General features: G+C 72.7%; 18 protein-coding genes. 15 read left to right on the plus strand and 3 right to left on the minus strand.

Annotated elements, in window-relative coordinates:
- The first annotated feature begins 7 nt into the window (after nt 1-7).
- On the plus strand, nt 8-1,987 hold the full coding sequence (gene thrS, locus ACGH2B_RS24285; RefSeq protein ID WP_399093740.1) for a threonine--tRNA ligase: 1,980 nt from the start codon (nt 8-10) through the stop codon (nt 1,985-1,987).
- Between the two features lie 76 nt (nt 1,988-2,063).
- On the opposite strand, the gene ACGH2B_RS24290 is transcribed toward thrS, so the two are convergent.
- Nucleotides 2,064-2,705: a potassium channel family protein gene (locus tag ACGH2B_RS24290; protein WP_399093743.1), complete on the minus strand. Its 642-nt coding sequence runs from the start codon at nt 2,703-2,705 to the stop codon at nt 2,064-2,066.
- A gap of 67 nt (nt 2,706-2,772) precedes the next feature.
- Here ACGH2B_RS24290 and ACGH2B_RS24295 point away from each other — a divergent pair, with 67 nt between their 5' ends.
- The 3 genes from ACGH2B_RS24295 to ACGH2B_RS24305 all read left to right on the plus strand — a co-directional run bounded on the left by ACGH2B_RS24295 (nt 2,773) and on the right by ACGH2B_RS24305 (nt 5,418).
- On the plus strand, nt 2,773-3,330 hold the full coding sequence (locus ACGH2B_RS24295; RefSeq protein WP_399093746.1) for an HIT family protein: 558 nt from the start codon (nt 2,773-2,775) through the stop codon (nt 3,328-3,330).
- Between the two features lie 130 nt (nt 3,331-3,460).
- On the plus strand, nt 3,461-4,222 hold the full coding sequence (locus ACGH2B_RS24300; protein WP_399097275.1) for a polysaccharide deacetylase family protein: 762 nt from the start codon (nt 3,461-3,463) through the stop codon (nt 4,220-4,222).
- Entirely contained in the window at nt 4,222-5,418 is a 1,197-nt protein-coding gene (locus tag ACGH2B_RS24305) for a YncE family protein (protein ID WP_399093748.1), read from the plus strand. Before ACGH2B_RS24300 ends, ACGH2B_RS24305 begins: the two co-directional genes overlap by 1 nt.
- Before the next feature lie 73 nt (nt 5,419-5,491).
- Here ACGH2B_RS24305 and ACGH2B_RS24310 read toward each other — a convergent pair whose 3' ends face one another.
- Entirely contained in the window at nt 5,492-7,168 is a 1,677-nt protein-coding gene (locus ACGH2B_RS24310; RefSeq protein WP_399097278.1) for a hypothetical protein, read from the minus strand.
- A 121-nt stretch (nt 7,169-7,289) separates the two neighbouring features.
- Nucleotides 7,290-9,473, minus strand: coding sequence for an elongation factor G-like protein EF-G2 (locus tag ACGH2B_RS24315; RefSeq protein WP_399093751.1), 2,184 nt, complete (start codon nt 9,471-9,473; stop codon nt 7,290-7,292).
- A gap of 216 nt (nt 9,474-9,689) precedes the next feature.
- On the opposite strand from ACGH2B_RS24315, the gene pgsA reads away from it, so the two are divergent.
- The 11 genes from pgsA to yajC all read left to right on the plus strand — a co-directional run bounded on the left by pgsA (nt 9,690) and on the right by yajC (nt 18,773).
- Entirely contained in the window at nt 9,690-10,346 is a 657-nt protein-coding gene (gene pgsA / locus ACGH2B_RS24320; protein ID WP_399093754.1) for a phosphatidylinositol phosphate synthase, read from the plus strand.
- Entirely contained in the window at nt 10,343-11,272 is a 930-nt protein-coding gene (locus ACGH2B_RS24325) for a phosphatidylinositol mannoside acyltransferase (RefSeq protein WP_399093757.1), read from the plus strand. Before pgsA ends, ACGH2B_RS24325 begins: the two co-directional genes overlap by 4 nt.
- Nucleotides 11,269-12,453 carry a glycosyltransferase family 4 protein gene (locus tag ACGH2B_RS24330; protein WP_399093760.1) on the plus strand — a complete coding sequence of 395 codons (1,185 nt, stop codon included), beginning with the start codon at nt 11,269-11,271 and terminating at the stop codon, nt 12,451-12,453. Before ACGH2B_RS24325 ends, ACGH2B_RS24330 begins: the two co-directional genes overlap by 4 nt.
- A gap of 78 nt (nt 12,454-12,531) precedes the next feature.
- Complete coding sequence (locus ACGH2B_RS24335; protein ID WP_399093763.1) at nt 12,532-13,077, plus strand: hypothetical protein; 546 nt, start codon at nt 12,532-12,534, stop codon at nt 13,075-13,077.
- 108 nt (nt 13,078-13,185) lie between these two features.
- A complete protein-coding gene (gene pdxS / locus ACGH2B_RS24340) occupies nt 13,186-14,097 on the plus strand; it encodes a pyridoxal 5'-phosphate synthase lyase subunit PdxS (RefSeq protein WP_030278507.1) in 912 nt (303 codons plus the stop codon).
- An 8-nt stretch (nt 14,098-14,105) separates the two neighbouring features.
- Complete coding sequence (gene pdxT, locus ACGH2B_RS24345; protein ID WP_399097281.1) at nt 14,106-14,696, plus strand: pyridoxal 5'-phosphate synthase glutaminase subunit PdxT; 591 nt, start codon at nt 14,106-14,108, stop codon at nt 14,694-14,696.
- 61 nt (nt 14,697-14,757) lie between these two features.
- Complete coding sequence (locus tag ACGH2B_RS24350; protein WP_399093766.1) at nt 14,758-15,510, plus strand: YebC/PmpR family DNA-binding transcriptional regulator; 753 nt, start codon at nt 14,758-14,760, stop codon at nt 15,508-15,510.
- Between the two features lie 199 nt (nt 15,511-15,709).
- A complete protein-coding gene (gene ruvC, locus ACGH2B_RS24355; protein WP_399093769.1) occupies nt 15,710-16,285 on the plus strand; it encodes a crossover junction endodeoxyribonuclease RuvC in 576 nt (191 codons plus the stop codon).
- The gene (gene ruvA, locus ACGH2B_RS24360; RefSeq protein WP_399093772.1) at nt 16,282-16,896 is read left to right on the plus strand and encodes a Holliday junction branch migration protein RuvA; all 615 of its coding nucleotides are present in this window, start codon (nt 16,282-16,284) and stop codon (nt 16,894-16,896) included. Before ruvC ends, ruvA begins: the two co-directional genes overlap by 4 nt.
- 88 nt (nt 16,897-16,984) lie before the next feature.
- Complete coding sequence (gene ruvB, locus ACGH2B_RS24365) at nt 16,985-18,067, plus strand: Holliday junction branch migration DNA helicase RuvB (RefSeq protein ID WP_399093775.1); 1,083 nt, start codon at nt 16,985-16,987, stop codon at nt 18,065-18,067.
- Nucleotides 18,068-18,230: 163 nt separating this feature from the next.
- Nucleotides 18,231-18,773 carry a preprotein translocase subunit YajC gene (gene yajC / locus ACGH2B_RS24370; RefSeq protein WP_399093778.1) on the plus strand — a complete coding sequence of 181 codons (543 nt, stop codon included), beginning with the start codon at nt 18,231-18,233 and terminating at the stop codon, nt 18,771-18,773.
- Nucleotides 18,774-18,775: the final 2 nt, after the last annotated feature.

Genomic DNA, 18,775 nt, shown 5'->3' on the forward strand with positions numbered 1-18,775 from the left:
GAGACCGGTGTCAGACGTCCGTGTGACCGTCCAACGCGATTCCGAGCGGGAAGAACGCGTGGTGACCACGGGCACTACGGCCGCCGACCTCTTCCAGGGCGAGCGCGCCGTCGTCGCCGCGCGGGTGGCCGGGGAGCTGAAGGACCTGGCGTACGAGGTGGCCGACGGCGAGACCGTCGAGCCCGTCGAGATCACCTCCCAGGACGGCCTGAACATCCTGCGGCACTCCACCGCGCATGTGATGGCGCAGGCCGTGCAGGAGCTGTTCCCCGAGGCCAAGCTCGGCATCGGCCCGCCCATCAAGGACGGCTTCTACTACGACTTCGACGTCGAGACCCCGTTCCAGCCGGACGACCTCAAGCGCATCGAGAAGAAGATGCAGGAGATCCAGAAGCGCGGCCAGAAGTTCGCGCGCCGGGTCACCACCGACGAGGACGCCCGTGTCGAGCTGGCCGACGAGCCGTACAAGCTGGAGCTGATCGGCCTCAAGGGCAACGCCGCCGATGCCGCCGAGGGCGCCGACGCCGAGGTGGGCGGCGGCGAGCTGACCATCTACGACAACCTCGACGCCAAGACCGGCGAGCTGTGCTGGAAGGACCTCTGCCGAGGCCCGCACCTGCCCAGCACCCGCGTCATCCCCGCCTTCAAGCTGATGCGCTCCGCCGCCGCCTACTGGCGCGGCAGCGAGAAGAACAAGCAGCTCCAGCGGATCTACGGCACCGCCTGGCCGACCAAGGACGAGCTCAAGGCCCACCTGGAGTTCCTCGCCGAGGCCGAGAAGCGCGACCACCGCAAGCTCGGCGCGGAGCTGGACCTCTTCTCCTTCCCGGAGGAGCTGGGCCCGGGGCTCGCGGTGTTCCACCCCAAGGGCGGCGTCATCCGCAAGGAGATGGAGACCTACTCCCGTAAGCGTCACGAGGTCTCCGGCTACGAGTTCGTGAACACCCCGCACCTCTCGAAGGAGAAGCTCTTCGAGATCTCGGGGCACCTCCCGCACTACGCGGAGGGCATGTTCCCGGCCATCGAGTTCGACGAGCAGAACTACCGCCTCAAGGCGATGAACTGCCCGATGCACAACCTCATCTTCAAGTCGCGCGGCCGCTCCTACCGCGAACTGCCGCTGCGCCTCTTCGAGTTCGGCACGGTCTACCGCTACGAGAAGTCCGGCGTCGTGCACGGCCTGACCCGCTCGCGCGGCTTCACCCAGGACGACTCGCACATCTACTGCACCAAGGACCAGATGCCCCAGGAGCTGGACACGCTCCTGACCTTCGTGCTGGACCTGCTGCGCGACTACGGCCTGACCGAGTTCGAGCTGGAGCTGTCCACCCGTGACGACTCCGACAAGTTCATCGGCACCGACGAGGACTGGACCGAGGCCACCGAGGCGCTGCGGCTGGCCGCCGAGAAGCAGGGTCTGCCGCTCGTCCCCGACCCGGGCGGCGCCGCGTACTACGGCCCGAAGATCTCCGTGCAGGCGAAGGACGCCATCGGCCGGTCCTGGCAGATGTCGACGATCCAGGTGGACTTCAACCAGCCCAAGCGGTTCGGTCTGGAGTACACCGCGGCGGACGGCTCCAAGCAGCAGCCCGTCATGATCCACCGCGCGCTGTTCGGCTCCATCGAGCGGTTCTTCGGCGTGCTCCTGGAGCACTACGCGGGCGCCTTCCCGGTGTGGCTCGCCCCCGTCCAGGCCACCGGCATCCCGATCGGCGACGCCCACGTCCCCTACCTCCAGGAGTTCGCCGACGAGGCGCGCGCCCAGGGGCTGCGGATCGACGTCGACGCGTCGTCGGACCGGATGCAGAAGAAGATCCGCAACGCCCAGAAGAGCAAGGTGCCCTTCATGGTCATCGCCGGTGACGAGGACGTCGCGTGCGGCGCGGTCTCCTTCCGCTACCGCGACGGTTCGCAGAAGAACGGCATCCCGCGCGCCGAGGCGCTCGCCGAGATCGTGGACGCGGTGGAGCGCCGTATCCAGGTGTGAGCCCGCGCTGGAACGCCCGTCCGGGCCCCGGTGAGCAGCCGCTCGCCGGGGCCCGGCCGTATGTCCCGCGCCCCGGCTACTCCTCGCCCTCCTGCCGGAAGCGCCGCACCAGCCAGGAGGAGAACGCGCCGACCACCGCGCCGACCAGCGCCACCCCGGCGCACATCAGCCCGGTGGCGATGAAGCGCCCGCGCGTGGTGACCGGTGTCACATCGCCGTACCCCGTCGTCGTCAGCGCCGCCACCGCCCACCAGGCCGCGTCCCCGAGGGAGTGGATGCTGCTCCCGGGTGCCGTCCGCTCGTCGTGCAGCACGGCCAGCGCCGCGGCGAACCCCAGCAGCAGCGCCGACAGCCCGGCGTACACCATCACCCGGGCCTCCAGCGGCAGCCGCGGCCGCCGGTGACGCAGCCGTTGCCGGTCGTGCAGCTCGACCAGCCGCAGCGGCCGCAGCAGCGGCAGGAGCACCACCAGCAGATCGAGCCACCGGGTCCGCGCGAAGCGCCGCCGGTCGGGGCTGAGGGCCAGCCGCGTCAGATACTCCGCCACGAAGCAGGCCCAGGTCACCGCGGTCACCGCGGACCAGGCGTCCCGCGCGCCGGGCGGCAGGCCGGGCGTCAGGACCCGTACCGCGTACGCGAGCAGGAAGAGCAGTGAGGCGGCGAGGAGCCAAGGGTCGGCGCGCTTCTCCCACGCCGCCAGACGGTCGTTCCGGTCCATCGGCCCAGCATCGGGGAGCGCGCGGGGCGGTGCGCCCCGGCGACACGCCGCGGACGGCGGACGCCATATGCTGGCCGGTATGACGAGCGAGCCGGAGCAGCAGATCGGAGTCGGGACGCAGGACGCCTTCCAGCGCCTGTGGACGCCCCACCGGATGGCGTACATCCAGGGGGAGAACAAGCCGAGCGGTCCGGGGGCCGACGACGGCTGTCCGTTCTGCGCGATCCCCGCCAAGTCCGACGAGGACGGCCTGGTCGTCGCCCGGGGCGAGCACGTCTACGCGGTGTTGAACCTCTACCCGTACAACGGCGGGCATCTGATGGTGGTGCCGTTCCGGCACGTCGCGGACTACACCGAGCTGGACGGCGCGGAGACCGCGGAGCTGGCGGAGCTGACCAAGCACGCGATGACCGCGCTGCGTACCGCGTCCGGCGCGCACGGCTTCAACATCGGTATGAACCAGGGCGCGGTGGCCGGTGCGGGTATCGCCGCCCACCTCCACCAGCACGTCGTCCCGCGCTGGGGCGGTGACACCAACTTCATGCCGGTGGTCGGCCACACCAAGGTCCTGCCGCAGCTCCTCGCCGACACCCGGCGGATGCTCGCGGACGCCTGGCCCGCCTGACGGCACCGCCGCCCCCGGGGCCCGTCCGCCGCCCCGGGGCGCGCCGCTCCTCCGAAGAGCCGAACAAAACACCTCCTTCCGGTCCGTTCCGCTCTGTAATGGAGTGGTGACTCCTCCGGACCGCCGTTCCGTGCTACGCGTGGCCGCCGCGGTGGCCGCGGGGGCGGCCGCCACCGCCTGCACCCGCGGCGCCGCGGGCCCCGCGGCCACCCGCGCCACCGCTCCGGCCACCCCGCGCCCGGCCTCGCCCCGCCCGGCGCACGCCGCCCGGCCGCCCACCCGCGCACCGGGCCTGCCCGCGCAGATCGCCCACGGCCCCCGGCGCGGGGACGCCGTCGCGCTCACCTTCCACGGTCAGGGCGATCCGAAGACCGCCACCGCACTGCTCCGCGAGGCCGAGCGGGCCGGCGCCCGCGTCACCGTGCTGGCCGTCGGCGTCTGGCTCGACGCACAGCCCGCGATGGCCCGCCGCATCCTCGACGGCGGCCACGAACTGGGCAACCACACCCTCCACCACCGCACCATCTGCGCCCTGCCGGAGGACGAGGCGTACGCGGAGATCACCGGCTGCGCCGACCGGTTGCGGGCGCTGACCGGCACCATCGGGAGCTGGTTCCGCCCCTCGCGGACGCGGTACGCCACCGACCGGGTGGTCCGCCTGGCCCGCCGGGCCGGCTATCCGCACGTCCTCTCGTACGACCTCGACTCCCTCGACGCCGACGACCCCGGCGCGCCCGCCGTCCGGCGCACGGTGCTGGACGGGGTCCGGCCCGGCTCGGTCGTCAGCCTCCACCTCGGGCACCCCGGCACCGTCGCCGCGCTGCCCCCGATCCTCGACGGCCTGCACCGGCGCGGTCTGCGCGCGGTGACGACTACGGAGCTGGTGACCTGATGGCTGACCGGACCCCCGCCCTCCGCCGCACCCCGCGGAAGGCCGCCCTGCTGGCCGCCGCCTGCGCGCTGCTCGCCGCCGGCTGCGGCACCGGCGGCGACACCGCCGCCCGCGCCCCGCACACCGCGCGCCCCGCGAGCCCGTCCCCGGCGTCGGCCGCCCGCCCGGGACTGCCCGGTATGCCGCCGCCGCTCGACCCGCACGACCTCTACGCCGCCGACCGGCCGGGCAAGCTGGCCCCGCAGGTCAAGGACTTCCCGTCGATGGTGTACGTCCCCAACACGATCTCCCACACGGTCAGCGTCATCGACCCGCGGACGTACAAGGTCGTCCGGACCATGCCGGTGGGCATACAGCCGCAGCACGTCGTACCGTCCTGGGACCTCAAGACGCTCTGGGTCAACAACGACCGCGGCAACAGCCTCACCCCGATCGATCCGCGCACCGGCAAGGCGGGGAAGACCGTCGCGGTGCACGATCCGTACAACCTCTACTTCACGCCCGACGGCAAGTACGCGGTCGTCATGGCGTCCATGGACAAAGAGCTGGTCTTCCGCGATCCGCACACCATGAAGGTCCGCAAGACCGTGCCGGTGACCTGCGCCGGGGTCAACCACGCCGACTTCTCCGCCGACGGCCGGTATTTCATCGTCTCCTGCGAGTTCTCCGGCGAGCTGCTCAAGGTCGACACCGCGAAGATGGCGGTGACCGGCCGGCAGAAACTGCCGCGGCACGGCGCGATGCCGCAGGACGTCAAAATCTCCCCGGACGGGAAGACCTGGTACATCGCCGATATGACGTCCGACGGGGTGTGGGTCCTCGACGGCGACCACTTCACCCGGCCCGAACTGCTGCGCACCGGCAAGGGCGCCCACGGCCTCTACGTCAGCCGCGACTCGAAGCGGATGTACATCTCCAACCGCGGTGAGGGCACCGTCTCGCTGCTGGACTTCGCCACCGGCCGCCTCACCGGGAAATGGCACATCCGCGGCGGCGGCAGCCCCGACATGGGCGGCGTCTCCGCCGACGGCAAGACCCTCTGGCTCTCCGGCCGCTATAACTCGGAGGTCTACGCCCTCGACACCCGTACGGGGAAAACCCTGGCGAAGATCCCCGTCGGCAACGGCCCGCACGGCCTCGCGGTCTACCCGCAGCCCGGCCGCTACTCCCTCGGCCACACCGGCATCTTCCGCTGACCCCGTACAACGGCCGACTCCCGTACGGGGCGGGCCCGTACGGGAGTCGGAAGCGGGGGAGCGGGGCGGCCGGCTACGCGGTGTACTCGTCGGCCTTCCGCGGCTCGACGCCCTGGACCGCGCCGCTGAGGAAGAGCGAACGGCCCTCGAAGCGCTCGGTGTCCACGCCGTTCGCCTTCAGCACACCCAACGCGGCGGTGTGGACCGCGCGCAGGACGGGGGTGGCCGCGCGCAGCGCGTCATCGGCCATGAAGCGGTGCCGCCACGGCTTGTCCGCCCAGACGTGCCGCAGCCCGAACGGCTCGGGCAGCGACAGCTTGCCGCCGAGGAAGTCCAGCACCGGCGGGAACCACGTCAGCGGCGCCCGGGCGGCGAGCCGTACGACCTCGGTGGGGTCGATCAGCGGCAGCGTCTGCTTGCGGGTCTCCCAGAACTTGATGACCTTCGCGACCTCTTTGGTCTTGGGCGACGGCTTGCTGGTGAACAGGGAGTTGACCGGGCCCAGGGCGTGACCGGTGACCTCGATACGCAGCGTCTCGTGCAGCACCGTGACGGTGATCAGCAGCGTCAGCACCAACTGACCGTCCCACAGGACGAACTGGACGCCCAGGTAGTGGCGGTTGCCGCTGCCGAACTGCTGCTCGTTGCAGATCCGCTCGACCTCGTGGCCGCGGATCTGGAAGGCGTCGGTGTCCGTGCCGTCCGGGCGGCTGACCTCCTTGGCCTTCTCCCCGACCGGCGCGACGATCCAGTGGTTGACCTGCGGCGCCTGCTGGAACCCGCCGGTGTGCAGGGGGCTGCGCTCCAGCATCCGCAGCTTGTCGTGGATCGCCCGGACCACGTCCCAACTGCGGAACGGGTGGATCTCCGTGCCCTCCTTCGCCGGCTTCAGCTCCTCGGCCAGATGCCAGCTTCCCCAGCGCGTCCCCATCCCGAGGATGCCGCGCGGACCGGCGTAGAAGACGACGTTGCTGCGCTGCTCGGCGGTGAGCTTGGCGAGATTGTGGCGCAGCGTCTCGGCCGCGATCTCGCCCGGATCGCCCGGCACCGCCTCGGGGATCTTCGCGCCGACCCCGCCGCCGTCCAGCAGCCCCTGCCACGCCTCGCGCAGCAGCACCGCCGTCCGCTCGCAGATCTGCTTGGCGAACCACCAGCCGATCACCGGGACGACGACCATGGCGCGGGCGTACAGCGGCCAGAAGCCCGTCGTGGGCAGCTTGATCAGCAACAACACCGAGGCCAGCGCGAGGATGCCGAGCAGCGCCGAACCGCCGACGGAGGTCTTGCCGTCCTTGGCGAGGTACTTCTTGAGCTGGAAGCCGCCCAGCCACACCAGCACACCGGGCAGGAACGCCAGCCCGCACAGCAGCATGAGCACCGTCAGCTTGGCGTCCCGCTGCTTGCGGATGCGGGTGGCCGCCAGACAGTGCTCGACGACGACCTGCGGCTCGGTGCCGAAGGACTGGATGAGCGCCTTGCGGCCGCCGCCGAGCATCCGCGTCTGGATGGCCCGGGAGAACGCCTCGCCGAGGTTCGGCTCGAAGAGCGAGAGTTTGGGCTTCTTGATCTCGGAGGCGCCGGATTCCGAATCGGCCTTGGAGATATCGGCCAGCGGACTGTCCCGGTAGGCCGCCGAGGCCAACGCCTGGGTCGCCGCGGTCTGTCCCGCGCCTCCCAGGAGCGGGACCTGCGCCCCGGGACTGAAGTCGAAGCCGTCTGCTGCCACTGCCCGCCCCCAACGCCGCACCATCACTGCCGCGGCTCTTTACCCGTCCACCGCTCCTGGCACACCTGCCGAGCCCGTCCGCTCAGCGTACAGGCGGGGCCGGGCCCAAGGGAGTTGACCGGCCCAACGGCCCGTCAATCGTTGACTATGCGCCGTTCTCCCGGCCGCCCCGCACCGCCGCCGCCAGGTGCGGGGGCATCGGTTCGTGGCGCAGAGGGGTCCGGGTGAAGCGGCCGGTGCCGTGGGCGAGCGAGCGCAGATCGACGGCGTAGCGGGCGATCTCCGCCTCCGGCACCTCGGCGCGTACCCAGGTGCGGTCGCCCGTCTCCTCCTGCTCGGTGCCCACCACCCGTCCGCGCCGCCCGGACAGATCGCTCATCACCGCTCCCACGAACTCGTCCGGAATCAACACCGCGACCTCCGCGACCGGTTCGAGCAGCTCGATCCGCACCTGACCGGCCGCGTCGCGCAGCGCCAGCGCGCCGGCCGCCTGGAACGCCGCGTCCGAGGAGTCCACCGTGTGCGCCTTGCCGTCCCGCAGCGTGACGCGGATGTCGACGAGCGGATACCCGGCGGCCACGCCCTGCGCCGCCTGGGCGCGTACCCCTTTCTCCACCGACGCGATGAACTGCCGCGGCACCGCGCCGCCGACCACCGTGTCCGTGAACTCGACGCCGGAGCCCGCGGGCAGCGGCTCCACGTCGATCTCGCAGATCGCGAACTGCCCGTGTCCGCCGGACTGTTTGACCTGCCGCCCCCGCCCGGACGCCGCGGCGCCGAACGTCTCCCGCAGCGGTACGCGGTAGGCGACGGTGTCGACCCGGACGCCGTACCGGGTCCGCAGCCGCTCCAGCGCGACCTCCGCGTGCGCCTCGCCCATGCACCACAACACCACCTGGCCGGTGTGCGGATGCTGCTCCAGGCGCATCGTCGGATCCTCCGCGACCAGCCGCGCCAGGCCGTGCGAGAGCTTGTCCTCGTCCGCCTTGCCGTGCGCCTCGATGGCGACCGGAAGCTGCGGATCGGGCATCGTCCACGGCGCCATCAGCAGCGGCTCGCGGCACGACGACAGGGTGTCGCCGGTCTCCGCGCGGCCGAGCTTCGCCACGTACGCCAACTCCCCGGCCACCGCCTGCGGCAGCGGCCGCTGCTGCTTCCCGGACGGCACGGACAGCGCGCCCACCCGCTCCTGCACGTCGTGGTCGGCGTGGCCGCGGTCGGTCAGACCGTGCCCGGAGACGTGCACCGGCTCGTCCGGCCGCAGTGTGCCGGAGAAGACCCGCACCAGCGACAGCCGTCCGACGTACGGATCGGAGGTGGTCCGCACGACCTCGGCGGCCAGCGGGGCGGACGGATCGCAGGGCGGCGCCGGGCGCGGTGCGCCGTCCGGCGTGGTGACCTCCGGGGCCGGGCGCTCGCCGGGTGCGGGGAAGCCCCGCACGATCAGGTCCAGCAGCTCCACGGTGCCCAGGCCCTGGCGGGCGGCGGCGGTGGCCGGTGCCGCGATGAGCGCCGGGTGGAAGGTGCCGCGGGCGACCGCCGTCTCCAGGTCGGCGACGAGCGAGGCGAGGTCCAGCTCCGCGCCGCCCAGATAGCGGTCCATCAGCGTCTCGTCCTCGCTCTCGGCGATGATCCCCTCGATCAGCCGGCCGCGCGCCTCGTCCAGCAGCGCCGGCTCCGCCCCGGCCGGCTCCCGCTCGGCGCGCCCGTCCGGCCCGTACTCCGCGACCCGGCGCGTCAGCAGATCGAGCAGTCCGGTCACCGGCGCCCGGCCGTCCGCGCCCGCCGCGCCGTACAGCGGGAGGTACAGCGGGAGCACCGCGTCCGGATCGCCGTCGCCCAGGGCCGTACCGCAGCCGCGCAGGACGGTGGCGACATCGGCGCGGGCGGCGTCGAGGTGGGTGAGGACCAGCGCCCGCGGCATGCCGACCGCCGCGCACTCGGCCCAGAGCGCGCGGACCGCCCCGGTCACGTCCTCCGCGGCGGAGACGGTGAAGAGGGCCGCGTCCGCCGCCCGCAGCCCGGCCCGCAGCTCCCCGACGAAGTCGGCGTACCCGGGGGTGTCCAGCAGGTTGATCCGGCAGCCGCGCCACTCCAGGGGGATCAGCGAAAGCTGGACCGAGCGCTGGTGCCGCTGCTCGATCGGGTCCTGGTCGGAGAGGGTGTCGCCGTCCTCCACCCGCCCGGCGCGTCCGGTGGCTCCGGCGGCGACGGCCAGCGCCTCCACGAGGGTGGTCTTGCCCGCGCCGCTCGGGCCGGCCAGCACCACGTTGCGGACGGCGGCGGGGCCGGCGGCGGCCCCGGGGTCTGCGCCCGGCTTCTCGTTCATGCCCTCGCCTCCAGGTCGTCACCTTTGCGGTGATTCGAGCTTTCCACCGCGGTGGGGGCCCGTCCACAGGGAGCGGCGGGGGAGTGGCCGTCCGCGCCGGTCACCGGTTGTTCCCGGGCGCCGTGGTGGGTGCGCGGCGCCCGGGGAGCGCCTGGCTACGATGGGCCAGCCGGTGGCCCCTTGACCGCACGGCCCGTATCGACCTCCGGGAAGGCCATGCTGAACAAGTACGCGCGTGCGTTCTTCACGCGTGTTCTCACGCCGTTCGCCGCCCTGCTCATCCGCCTCGGCGTCAGCCCGGACGCGGTCACCCTCGTCGGTACGGGGGGCGTGGTGGCCGGCGCCCTGGTCTTCTACCCCCGAGGTGAGTTCTTCTGGGGCACCGTCGTCATCACCCTGTTCGTCTTCTCCGACCTGGTCGACGGCAACATGGCCCGGCAGCTCGGGCGCTCCAGCCGCTGGGGCGCCTTCCTGGACTCCACCCTCGACCGGGTCGCCGACTCCGCGATCTTCGGCGGGCTCGCCCTCTGGTACGCGGGCGGCGGCGACAGCATGCTGCTCTGCGCGATGGCGATCTTCTGCCTCGCCAGCGGTCAGGTCGTCTCGTACACCAAGGCGCGGGGTGAGGCCATCGGGCTGCCGGTGAACGTCAACGGGCTGGTCGAGCGGGCCGAGCGGCTGGTCATCTCGCTCGTCGCCTGCGGGCTGTCCGGCCTGCACGCCTTCGGGGTGCCCGGCGTGGAGATCCTGCTGCCGATCGCCCTGTGGGTCGTCGCCGTCGGCAGCGCCGTCACCCTCGCCCAGCGCGTGGTGACGGTCCGCCGGGAATCCGCCGAGGCGGACGCCGCCTCCCACGCGGGGAACGGCGTATGAGCCGCCTCGACACCGACCGGCTCACCGACGCCCTCTACGGGCTCGGCTGGAGCACGGTCAAGAAGCTGCCCGAGGGCGTGGCGGTCCGCCTGGGCCGGACGATCGCCGACGCCGCCTGGCGCCGCCGCGGCAAGGGCGTGCTGCGTCTGGAGGCCAACCTCGCCCGCGTCGTCCCGGACGCCACCGAGCAGCGGCTGACCGAGCTGTCCCGTGCCGGGATGCGCTCGTACATGCGCTACTGGATGGAGTCCTTCCGGCTGCCGGCCTGGAGCCCCGAGCGCATAACGACGGGCTTCACCGCGCAGGACGTCGACCGCCTCAAGGACGCGCTGGCGAGCGACCGCGGCGTCATCCTCGCCCTGCCGCACATGGCCAACTACGACCTGGCGGGCGTCTGGGTGACCACCGCGCTCGGCGTCCCCTTCACCACCGTCGCCGAACGCCTCAAGCCGGAATCCCTCTACGACCGCTTCGTCGCCTACCGCGAGGGCCTGGGCATGGAGGTGCTGCCGCACACCGGCGGCGCCGCCTTCGGCACGCTCGCCCGGCGGCTGCGTGACGGCGGTCTGGTCTGCCTCGTCGCCGACCGGGACCTCTCCAGCTCCGGCGTCGAGGTCGACTTCTTCGGCCACGCCGCGAAGATGCCCGCCGGACCCGCGATGCTCGCCGCCCGCACCGGCGCGATGCTGCTGCCCGTCACCCTCTGGTACGACCGCACGCCGGTCATGCGCGGCCGTATCCACCCCGAGATCGAGGTCCCGGCGGAGGGCACCCGCGCCGAGAAGACCGCCGCCATGACCCAGGCGCTCGCCGACGCCTTCGCCTCCGGCATCGCCGCCCACCCCGAGGACTGGCACATGCTGCAACGCCTCTGGCTCGACGACCTGGAGCCGCGCGACGCGGCCCGCGGAACGGAGAAGCCGTGAGAATCGGCATCGTCTGCCCCTACGCCTGGGACGTCCCCGGCGGCGTCCAGTTCCACATCCGCGACCTCGCCGAACACCTCCTCTCCCGCGGCCACCACGTCTCCGTCCTCGCGCCCGCCGACGACGGGACGCCGCTGCCGCCGTACGTCGTCTCCGCGGGCCGCGCGGTGCCGGTGCCGTACAACGGCTCCGTCGCCCGGCTGAACTTCGGCTTCCTCTCCGCCGCCCGGGTCCGCCGCTGGCTCCAGCACGGCGCCTTCGACGTGATCCACATCCACGAACCGGCCTCGCCCTCCCTCGGCCTGCTCTCCTGCTGGGCGGCGCGCGGACCGATCGTCGCGACATTCCACACCTCCAACCCGCGCTCCCGGGCGATGATCGCCGCGTACCCGATCCTCCAGCCCGCGCTGGAGAAGATCAGCGCGCGCATCGCGGTCAGCGAGTACGCCCGCCGCACCCTCGTCGAGCACCTCGGCGGCGACGCGGTGGTCATCCCCAACGGCGTGGACGTCGACTTCTTCGCCCGCGCCGAGCCGAAGGCCGCCTGGGAGTCCGGGCCCGGCGGGGACGACGGGCGGCCCGGCGCCACCCTCGGCTTCATCGGCCGGATCGACGAACCCCGCAAGGGCCTGCCCGTCCTGATGCGCGCGCTGCCCGCGATCCTCGCCGCCGTCCCCGACGCCCGGCTGCTGGTCGCCGGACGCGGCGACGAGGAGGAGGCGGTCGCCGCGCTGGCGCCCGAACTCCGCCCGCACGTCGAATTCCTCGGCATGGTCAGCGACGAGGACAAAGCCCGCCTGCTGCGCAGCGTCGATCTGTACGTGGCGCCGAACACCGGCGGTGAGTCCTTCGGCATCATCCTCGTCGAGGCGCTGTCGGCCGGTGCGCCCGTCCTCGCCAGCGACCTCGACGCGTTCGCCCAGGTCCTCGACCAGGGCGAGGCCGGGGAACTCTTCGCCAACGAGGACGCCGACGCCCTCGCCGCCGCCGCCGTCCGCCTGCTGCGCGACCCCGCCCGCCGCGCCGAACTGCGCGACCGCGGCTCCCGGCACGTCCGGCGCTTCGACTGGTCCACCGTCGGCGCCGACATCCTCGCGGTGTACGAGACGGTCACCGAGGGCGCGGAGCCGGGCCGCTCCGTCGCCCCCGACCAGCCCGCCGGGCGGGCCGCCCGGGACTGACCGGCCGCTACGGCCCGTGATCCCCGGGGCCGCCCGCGCCCCGGGGGCCCGCCGTCCGGGCCGGTAGGGTGACGCCGCGTGACCACCTTCATCTGGATCGCGGCCGTCGCCGTCCTCATCGGCATCTACCTGAGCTGGACCGCCGGCCGCCTCGACCGGCTGCACGCCCGCATCGACGCGGCGCGCGCCGCCCTCGACGCGCAACTGCTGCGGCGCGCCTCGGTCGCCCAGGAGATCGGCACCTCCGGCGTCCTCGACCCCGCCGCCTCGATCGTCCTCTACCAGGCGGCGCACACCGCCCGGCAGGCGCCGGAGGACGGCCGGGAGGTCGCCGAGAGCGAACTGTCCCAGGCGCTGCGCGCCACCCTCGGTGAGCGGGAGCAGGTCGACGCGGTCCGCGAGGCGCCCGGCGGTGAGCGGACCCTCGCCGAGCTGACCGCCGCCGTCCGCCGCGTCCCCATGGCCCGCCGCTTCCACAACGACGCGGTACGGGCCGCCCGCGCGGTCCGCCGCCACCGCCTCGTGCGCTACCTCCGCCTCGCCGGGCACGCGCCGTTCCCCCTCGCCTTCGAGATGGACGACGAGCCGCCCGCCGTCCTCGGGGACCCGCACACCACCGCCTGACATCCGGCGCCACGAGCCACCGGCTGCCAATTGGCCCTTTCCGCACCCCCCTCACCAGCGGTTGTGTGGGTGAAGCAGCGAAACCACCCGCACAGAGTGAGGTCAACCGTGTCCAGCACGCCCACCACGCCCCAGACCCCCGAGACCGGAACCGCCCGCGTCAAGCGCGGCATGGCCGAGCAGCTCAAGGGCGGCGTGATCATGGACGTCGTCACCCCGGAAGAGGCGAAGATCGCCGAGGACGCCGGCGCCGTCGCCGTCATGGCCCTGGAGCGGGTGCCCGCCGACATCCGCAAGGACGGCGGCGTCGCCCGGATGTCCGACCCGGACATGATCGACGGCATCATCGACGCCGTCTCCATCCCGGTCATGGCCAAGTCCCGCATCGGCCACTTCGTCGAGGCGCAGGTCCTGCAGTCCCTCGGCGTCGACTACATCGACGAGTCCGAGGTCCTCACCCCCGCCGACGAGGTCAACCACTCCGACAAGTGGGCCTTCACCACCCCCTTCGTCTGCGGCGCCACCAACCTCGGCGAGGCCCTGCGCCGCATCGCCGAGGGCGCGGCCATGATCCGTTCCAAGGGCGAGGCCGGCACCGGCAACGTCGTCGAGGCGGTCCGCCACCTCCGCCAGATCAAGGGCGAGATCGCCAAGCTGCGCGGCTGCGACAACAACGAGCTGTACGCCGCCGCCAAGGAGCTGCGCGCCCCGTTCGAGCTGGTCAAGGAGGTCGCGGAGCTGGGCAAGCTGCCCGTCGTCCTCTTCTCCGCCGGTGGTGTCGCCACCCCCGCCGACGCCGCGCTGATGCGGCAGCTCGGCGCCGAGGGCGTCTTCGTCGGCTCCGGCATCTTCAAGTCCGGCGACCCGGCCAAGCGCGCCGCCGCCATCGTGAAGGCCACCACCTTCTACGACGACCCGAAGGTCGTCGCGGACGTCTCCCGCAACCTCGGCGAGGCCATGGTCGGCATCAACTGCGACACCCTGCCCGAGGCCGAGCGGTACGCCAACCGCGGCTGGTGAGCACGGACATGACCACCCCCACCATCGGAGTCCTGGCCCTCCAGGGCGACGTCCGCGAGCACCTGGTGGCGCTCGCCGCGGCGGACGCCCTGGCCCGGCCGGTACGCCGCCCCGAGGAACTGGACGGTCTCGACGGGCTCGTCATCCCCGGCGGCGAGTCCACCACGATGTCCAAGCTCGCCGTCGCCTTCGGCATGCTGGAGCCGCTGCGCGGCTTCGTCCGCTCCGGCCGCCCGGTCTACGGCACCTGCGCCGGAATGATCATGGTCGCCGACAAGCTGCTGGACGCCCGCGCGGACCAGGAGACGTTCGGCGGCATCGACATGATCGTCCGCCGTAACGCCTTCGGGCGGCAGAACGAGTCCTTCGAGGCGGACATCGACATGACGGGCATCCCCGGCGGACCCGTCCACGGCGTCTTCATCCGCGCGCCCTGGGTCGAGTCCACCGGCGCCGCCGCCGACGTCCTCGCGAGGTACGACGGACACACGGTGGCCGTCCGGCAAGGTAACGTCCTCGCCACGTCGTTCCACCCGGAGCTGACCGGCGACCACCGTGTGCACGCCTTCTTCGTGGACATGGTGCGTACGGCGGCCTGACGCGCTCCCGGTAGGATCGGTGCGTTGGTTTCTCAATGGGTTACGCGAAGGAGACAGGCGGATGTCCGGCCACTCTAAATGGGCTACGACGAAGCACAAGAAGGCCGTGATCGATGCCAAGCGCGGCAAGCTCTTCGCGAAGCTGATCAAGAACATCGAGGTCGCGGCCCGGACCGGCGGCGCCGACCCGGACGGCAACCCGACCCTCTTCGACGCCATCCAGAAGGCCAAGAAGCAGTCGGTTCCCAACAAGAACATCGACTCCGCCCTCAAGCGCGGCGCGGGTCTCGAAGCCGGTGGCGCCGACTACGAGACGATCATGTACGAGGGTTACGGCCCCAACGGTGTCGCGGTGCTCATCGAGTGCCTCACCGACAACCGCAACCGTGCCGCCTCCGACGTCCGCGTCGCGATGACCCGCAACGGCGGCTCGATGGCCGACCCGGGCTCGGTCTCCTACCTCTTCAACCGCAAGGGCGTCGTCATCGTCCCCAAGGGTGAGCTGACCGAGGACGACGTCCTCGGCGCGGTCCTGGACGCGGGCGCCGAAGAGGTCAACGACCTCGGCGAGAACTTCGAGGTCATCAGCGAGGCGACCGACCTGGTGGCGGTCCGCACCGCCCTCCAGGAAGCCGGCATCGACTACGACTCGGCCGACGCCAACTTCGTCCCGACCATGCAGGTCGAGCTGGACGAGGAGGGCGCGCGCAAGATCTTCAAGCTGGTCGACGCGCTGGAGGACAGCGACGACGTGCAGAACGTCTTCGCCAACTTCGACGTCTCCGACGAGACGATGGCCAAGATCGACGCCTGACGGGGCGTTCCTCCCCGTACGACCGACAGCGGCCCGCCGGTGCGAACCGGCGGGCCGCTTCGGCTGACCGGCGCCGCCCTGCCCGCGCGCGGCGGCGCCCGGCCCTGACCCGACGCGTTGTCAGTGGCAGCCGATAGCCTGCACGAACAGGCCGGCGCTCCCCGCGTCCGGCCCGCCGGACGACCGAGGAGAGGCCATCGTGCGCGTACTGGGCGTGGACCCCGGGCTCACCCGCTGCGGCGTCGGCGTCGTGGACGGCGCCGTCGGCCGCCCGCTGACCATGGCCGGCGTCGGCGTGATCCGCACCCCGGCCGACGCCGACATCGCCGACCGCCTCGTCCTCGTCGAGCGCGGCATCGAGCAGTGGCTCGACGAGCACCGCCCCCAGTACGTCGCCGTGGAGCGGGTGTTCAGCCAGCACAACGTCCGTACGGTCATGGGCACCGCCCAGGCCAGCGCGGTCGCCATGCTCTGCGCCGCCCGCCGCGGCCTGCCGGTCGCCCTGCACACCCCCAGCGAGGTCAAGGCCGCGGTCACCGGCTCGGGGCGGGCCGGGAAGGAGCAGGTCGGCGCCATGGTGACGCGGCTGCTGCGGCTCGACGCCCCGCCGAAACCGGCCGACGCCGCCGACGCCCTCGCGCTCGCCATATGCCATATCTGGCGCGCCCCCGCCGCGGGCCGCCTCCAGCAGGCACACGCCGCGGCCCGCCGCGCCGCACCCCCCGCCCGTACCCCCGGCGTCCGCCGGGCCGCTCCCCAGAAGGGCATCCGATGATCGCCTTCGTCTCCGGGCCGGTCGCGGCCCTCGGACCGGACACCGCCGTCGTCGAGGTCGGCGGTGTCGGCATGGCCGTCCAGTGCACCCCCGACACCCTCTCCGGCCTGCGCATCGGCAAGCCCGCCCGGCTCGCCACCTCCCTCGTCGTCCGCGAGGACTCCCTGACCCTCTACGGCTTCGCCGACGACGACGAGCGGGCCACCTTCGAGCTGCTCCAGACCGCCAGCGGCGTCGGCCCGCGCCTGGCCCAGGCCATGCTCGCCGTGCATTCCCCCGACGCCCTGCGCCGCGCGGTGGCCACCGGCGACGAGAAGGCCCTCACCGCCGTCCCCGGCATCGGCAAGAAGGGCGCCCAGAAACTGCTGCTGGAGCTGAAGGACCGCCTCGGCGCGCCGCTCGGCACCGGCGGCGCCCCCGCCCCCGTCACCGCCGGCTGGAGCGATCAGCTCCACGCCGCGCTGATCGGCCTCGGCTACGCCACCCGCGAGGCCGACGAGGCGGTCGCCGCCGTCACCCCGCAGGCCGACGCCGCCGTCGCCGAGGGCGGCACCCCGCAGATCCCGCAGCTCCTCAAGGCGGCGCTGCAGACCCTCAACCGCACCCGCTGAGCCGCCGCGGGCCCCGCCCGCCCGGCGCCTTGATCCGTACGCACCACCCTGGCGGCCCCGCCGCCCCGACCCCGCGAGGCATTCCGCAGTGAACTGGGACGACACCGCACCGTCCGCCGCGACCGACCCGGCCGCCGACCGGCTGGTCGGCGCCGCCGCCGACGGCGAGGACACCGCGGTCGAGGCCGCGCTGCGCCCCAAGGACCTCGGGGAGTTCGTCGGCCAGGAGCGGGTGCGCGAACAGCTCGACCTGGTCCTGCGCGCCGCCCGCGCCCGCGGCGCCACCGCCGACCACGTCCTGCTCTCCGGCGCCCCCGGCCTCGGCAAGACCACCCTCTCGATGATCATCGCCGCCGAGATGGGCGCCCCGATCCGCATCACCTCGGGCCCCGCCATCCAGCACGCCGGCGACCTCGCGGCGATCCTCTCCTCCCTCCAGGAGGGCGAGGTCCTCTTCCTGGACGAGATCCACCGGATGTCCCGCCCCGCCGAGGAGATGCTCTACATGGCGATGGAGGACTTCCGCGTCGACGTCGTCGTCGGCAAGGGCCCCGGCGCCACCGCCATCCCCCTCGACCTCCCGCCGTTCACCCTGGTCGGCGCCACCACACGGGCCGGTCTGCTGCCGCCCCCGCTCCGCGACCGCTTCGGCTTCACCGGCCACATGGAGTTCTACGCCCCGCCGGAGCTGGAGCGCGTCCTGCACCGCTCCGCCGGGCTCCTCGACGTCGAGATCGACACCGAGGGCGCCGCCGAGATCGCCGGCCGCTCCCGCGGCACCCCCCGTATCGCCAACCGCCTGCTGCGCCGCGTCCGCGACTACGCCCAGGTCAAGGCGGACGGCGTGATCACCCGCGCCACCGCCGCGCGCGCCCTCGACGTCTACGAGGTCGACGCCCGCGGTCTGGACCGCCTCGACCGCGCAGTCCTCACCGCCCTGCTGAAGCTGTTCGGCGGCGGCCCCGTCGGCCTGTCCACCCTCGCGGTCGCGGTGGGGGAGGAGCGCGAGACCGTCGAGGAGGTCGCCGAGCCGTTCCTGGTACGCGAGGGTCTGCTGGCCCGCACCCCCCGGGGCCGGATCGCGACACCCGCGGCCTGGGCCCACCTCGGTCTGGTCCCGCCCCAGCAGCAATCGGGGGCGGCGGGACAGCAGGGTTTGTTCGGCGCGTGACGGCGCGGGGCGTGGCCGGGCCAGGAACTGCGGTGCGATGTTGTGCGTTGTTCCACTGGTGCGGACTGACTTAGACTCCGCCGATGCCGTCCCGTAGGGGCCGGCTTTCCACCCCCGCTATATGAGACCGCGGCTCAGCGGTCGTGCGAAGGATTTCCGTCCCGTGAGTTTCATGACTTTCTTCCCCTTCATCATCCTCATCGGGGCCATGTTCCTGATGACCCGCTCGGCCAAGAAGAAGCAGCAGGCGGCCGCGCAGATGCGTAACGAGATGCAGCCGGGCACCGGCGTCCGGACGATCGGGGGCATGTACGCGACCGTCAAGGAGATTCACGACGAGACGGTTCTCCTGGAGGTCGCTCCCGGCGTGCACGCCGTCTACGCCAAGAACTCCATCGGCGCGGTCCTCGCCGACGAGGAGTACAACCGCATCATCGACGGTGCCGACCCGGTCGTGCCCGACGACATCTCCTCGCTGACCGGCGACGACGCCACCGTTTCGGGTGAGAAGTCCGACAAGATCGACCTCGGCAAGAAGGGCGCCGACCTCGGCAAGGACGGCGCCGCGGCCGACGCCGAGCCCGCGGCCGACGAGAAGTCCGACGAGAAGTCCGACGAGAAGTCCGCCGACGAGGCCCCGGCCGCCACGTCCGAGAAGGACGCGTCCGCCGCGGAGAAGAAGTCCGGCGACGCCGACGCGAAGTAGCC

Origin of the sequence: Streptomyces sp. BBFR2, assembly GCF_044497305.1 — a bacterium.
Classification (GTDB): domain Bacteria; phylum Actinomycetota; class Actinomycetes; order Streptomycetales; family Streptomycetaceae; genus Streptomyces.

What these genes read in the sequence shown, in the direction of transcription:
- ACGH2B_RS24290 (WP_399093743.1), bottom strand. Translation starts at nt 2,705, where the DNA reads ATGGACCGGAACGACCGTCTGGCGGCGTGGGAGAAGCGCGCCGACCCT.
- ACGH2B_RS24295 (WP_399093746.1), top strand. Translation starts at nt 2,773, where the DNA reads ATGCTGGCCGGTATGACGAGCGAGCCGGAGCAGCAGATCGGAGTCGGG.
- ACGH2B_RS24305 (WP_399093748.1), top strand. Translation starts at nt 4,222, where the DNA reads ATGGCTGACCGGACCCCCGCCCTCCGCCGCACCCCGCGGAAGGCCGCC.
- ACGH2B_RS24310 (WP_399097278.1), bottom strand. Translation starts at nt 7,168, where the DNA reads ATGGTGCGGCGTTGGGGGCGGGCAGTGGCAGCAGACGGCTTCGACTTC.
- ACGH2B_RS24315 (WP_399093751.1), bottom strand. Translation starts at nt 9,473, where the DNA reads ATGAACGAGAAGCCGGGCGCAGACCCCGGGGCCGCCGCCGGCCCCGCC.
- pgsA (WP_399093754.1), top strand. Translation starts at nt 9,690, where the DNA reads ATGCTGAACAAGTACGCGCGTGCGTTCTTCACGCGTGTTCTCACGCCG.
- ACGH2B_RS24325 (WP_399093757.1), top strand. Translation starts at nt 10,343, where the DNA reads ATGAGCCGCCTCGACACCGACCGGCTCACCGACGCCCTCTACGGGCTC.
- pdxT (WP_399097281.1), top strand. Translation starts at nt 14,106, where the DNA reads ATGACCACCCCCACCATCGGAGTCCTGGCCCTCCAGGGCGACGTCCGC.
- ACGH2B_RS24350 (WP_399093766.1), top strand. Translation starts at nt 14,758, where the DNA reads ATGTCCGGCCACTCTAAATGGGCTACGACGAAGCACAAGAAGGCCGTG.
- ruvA (WP_399093772.1), top strand. Translation starts at nt 16,282, where the DNA reads ATGATCGCCTTCGTCTCCGGGCCGGTCGCGGCCCTCGGACCGGACACC.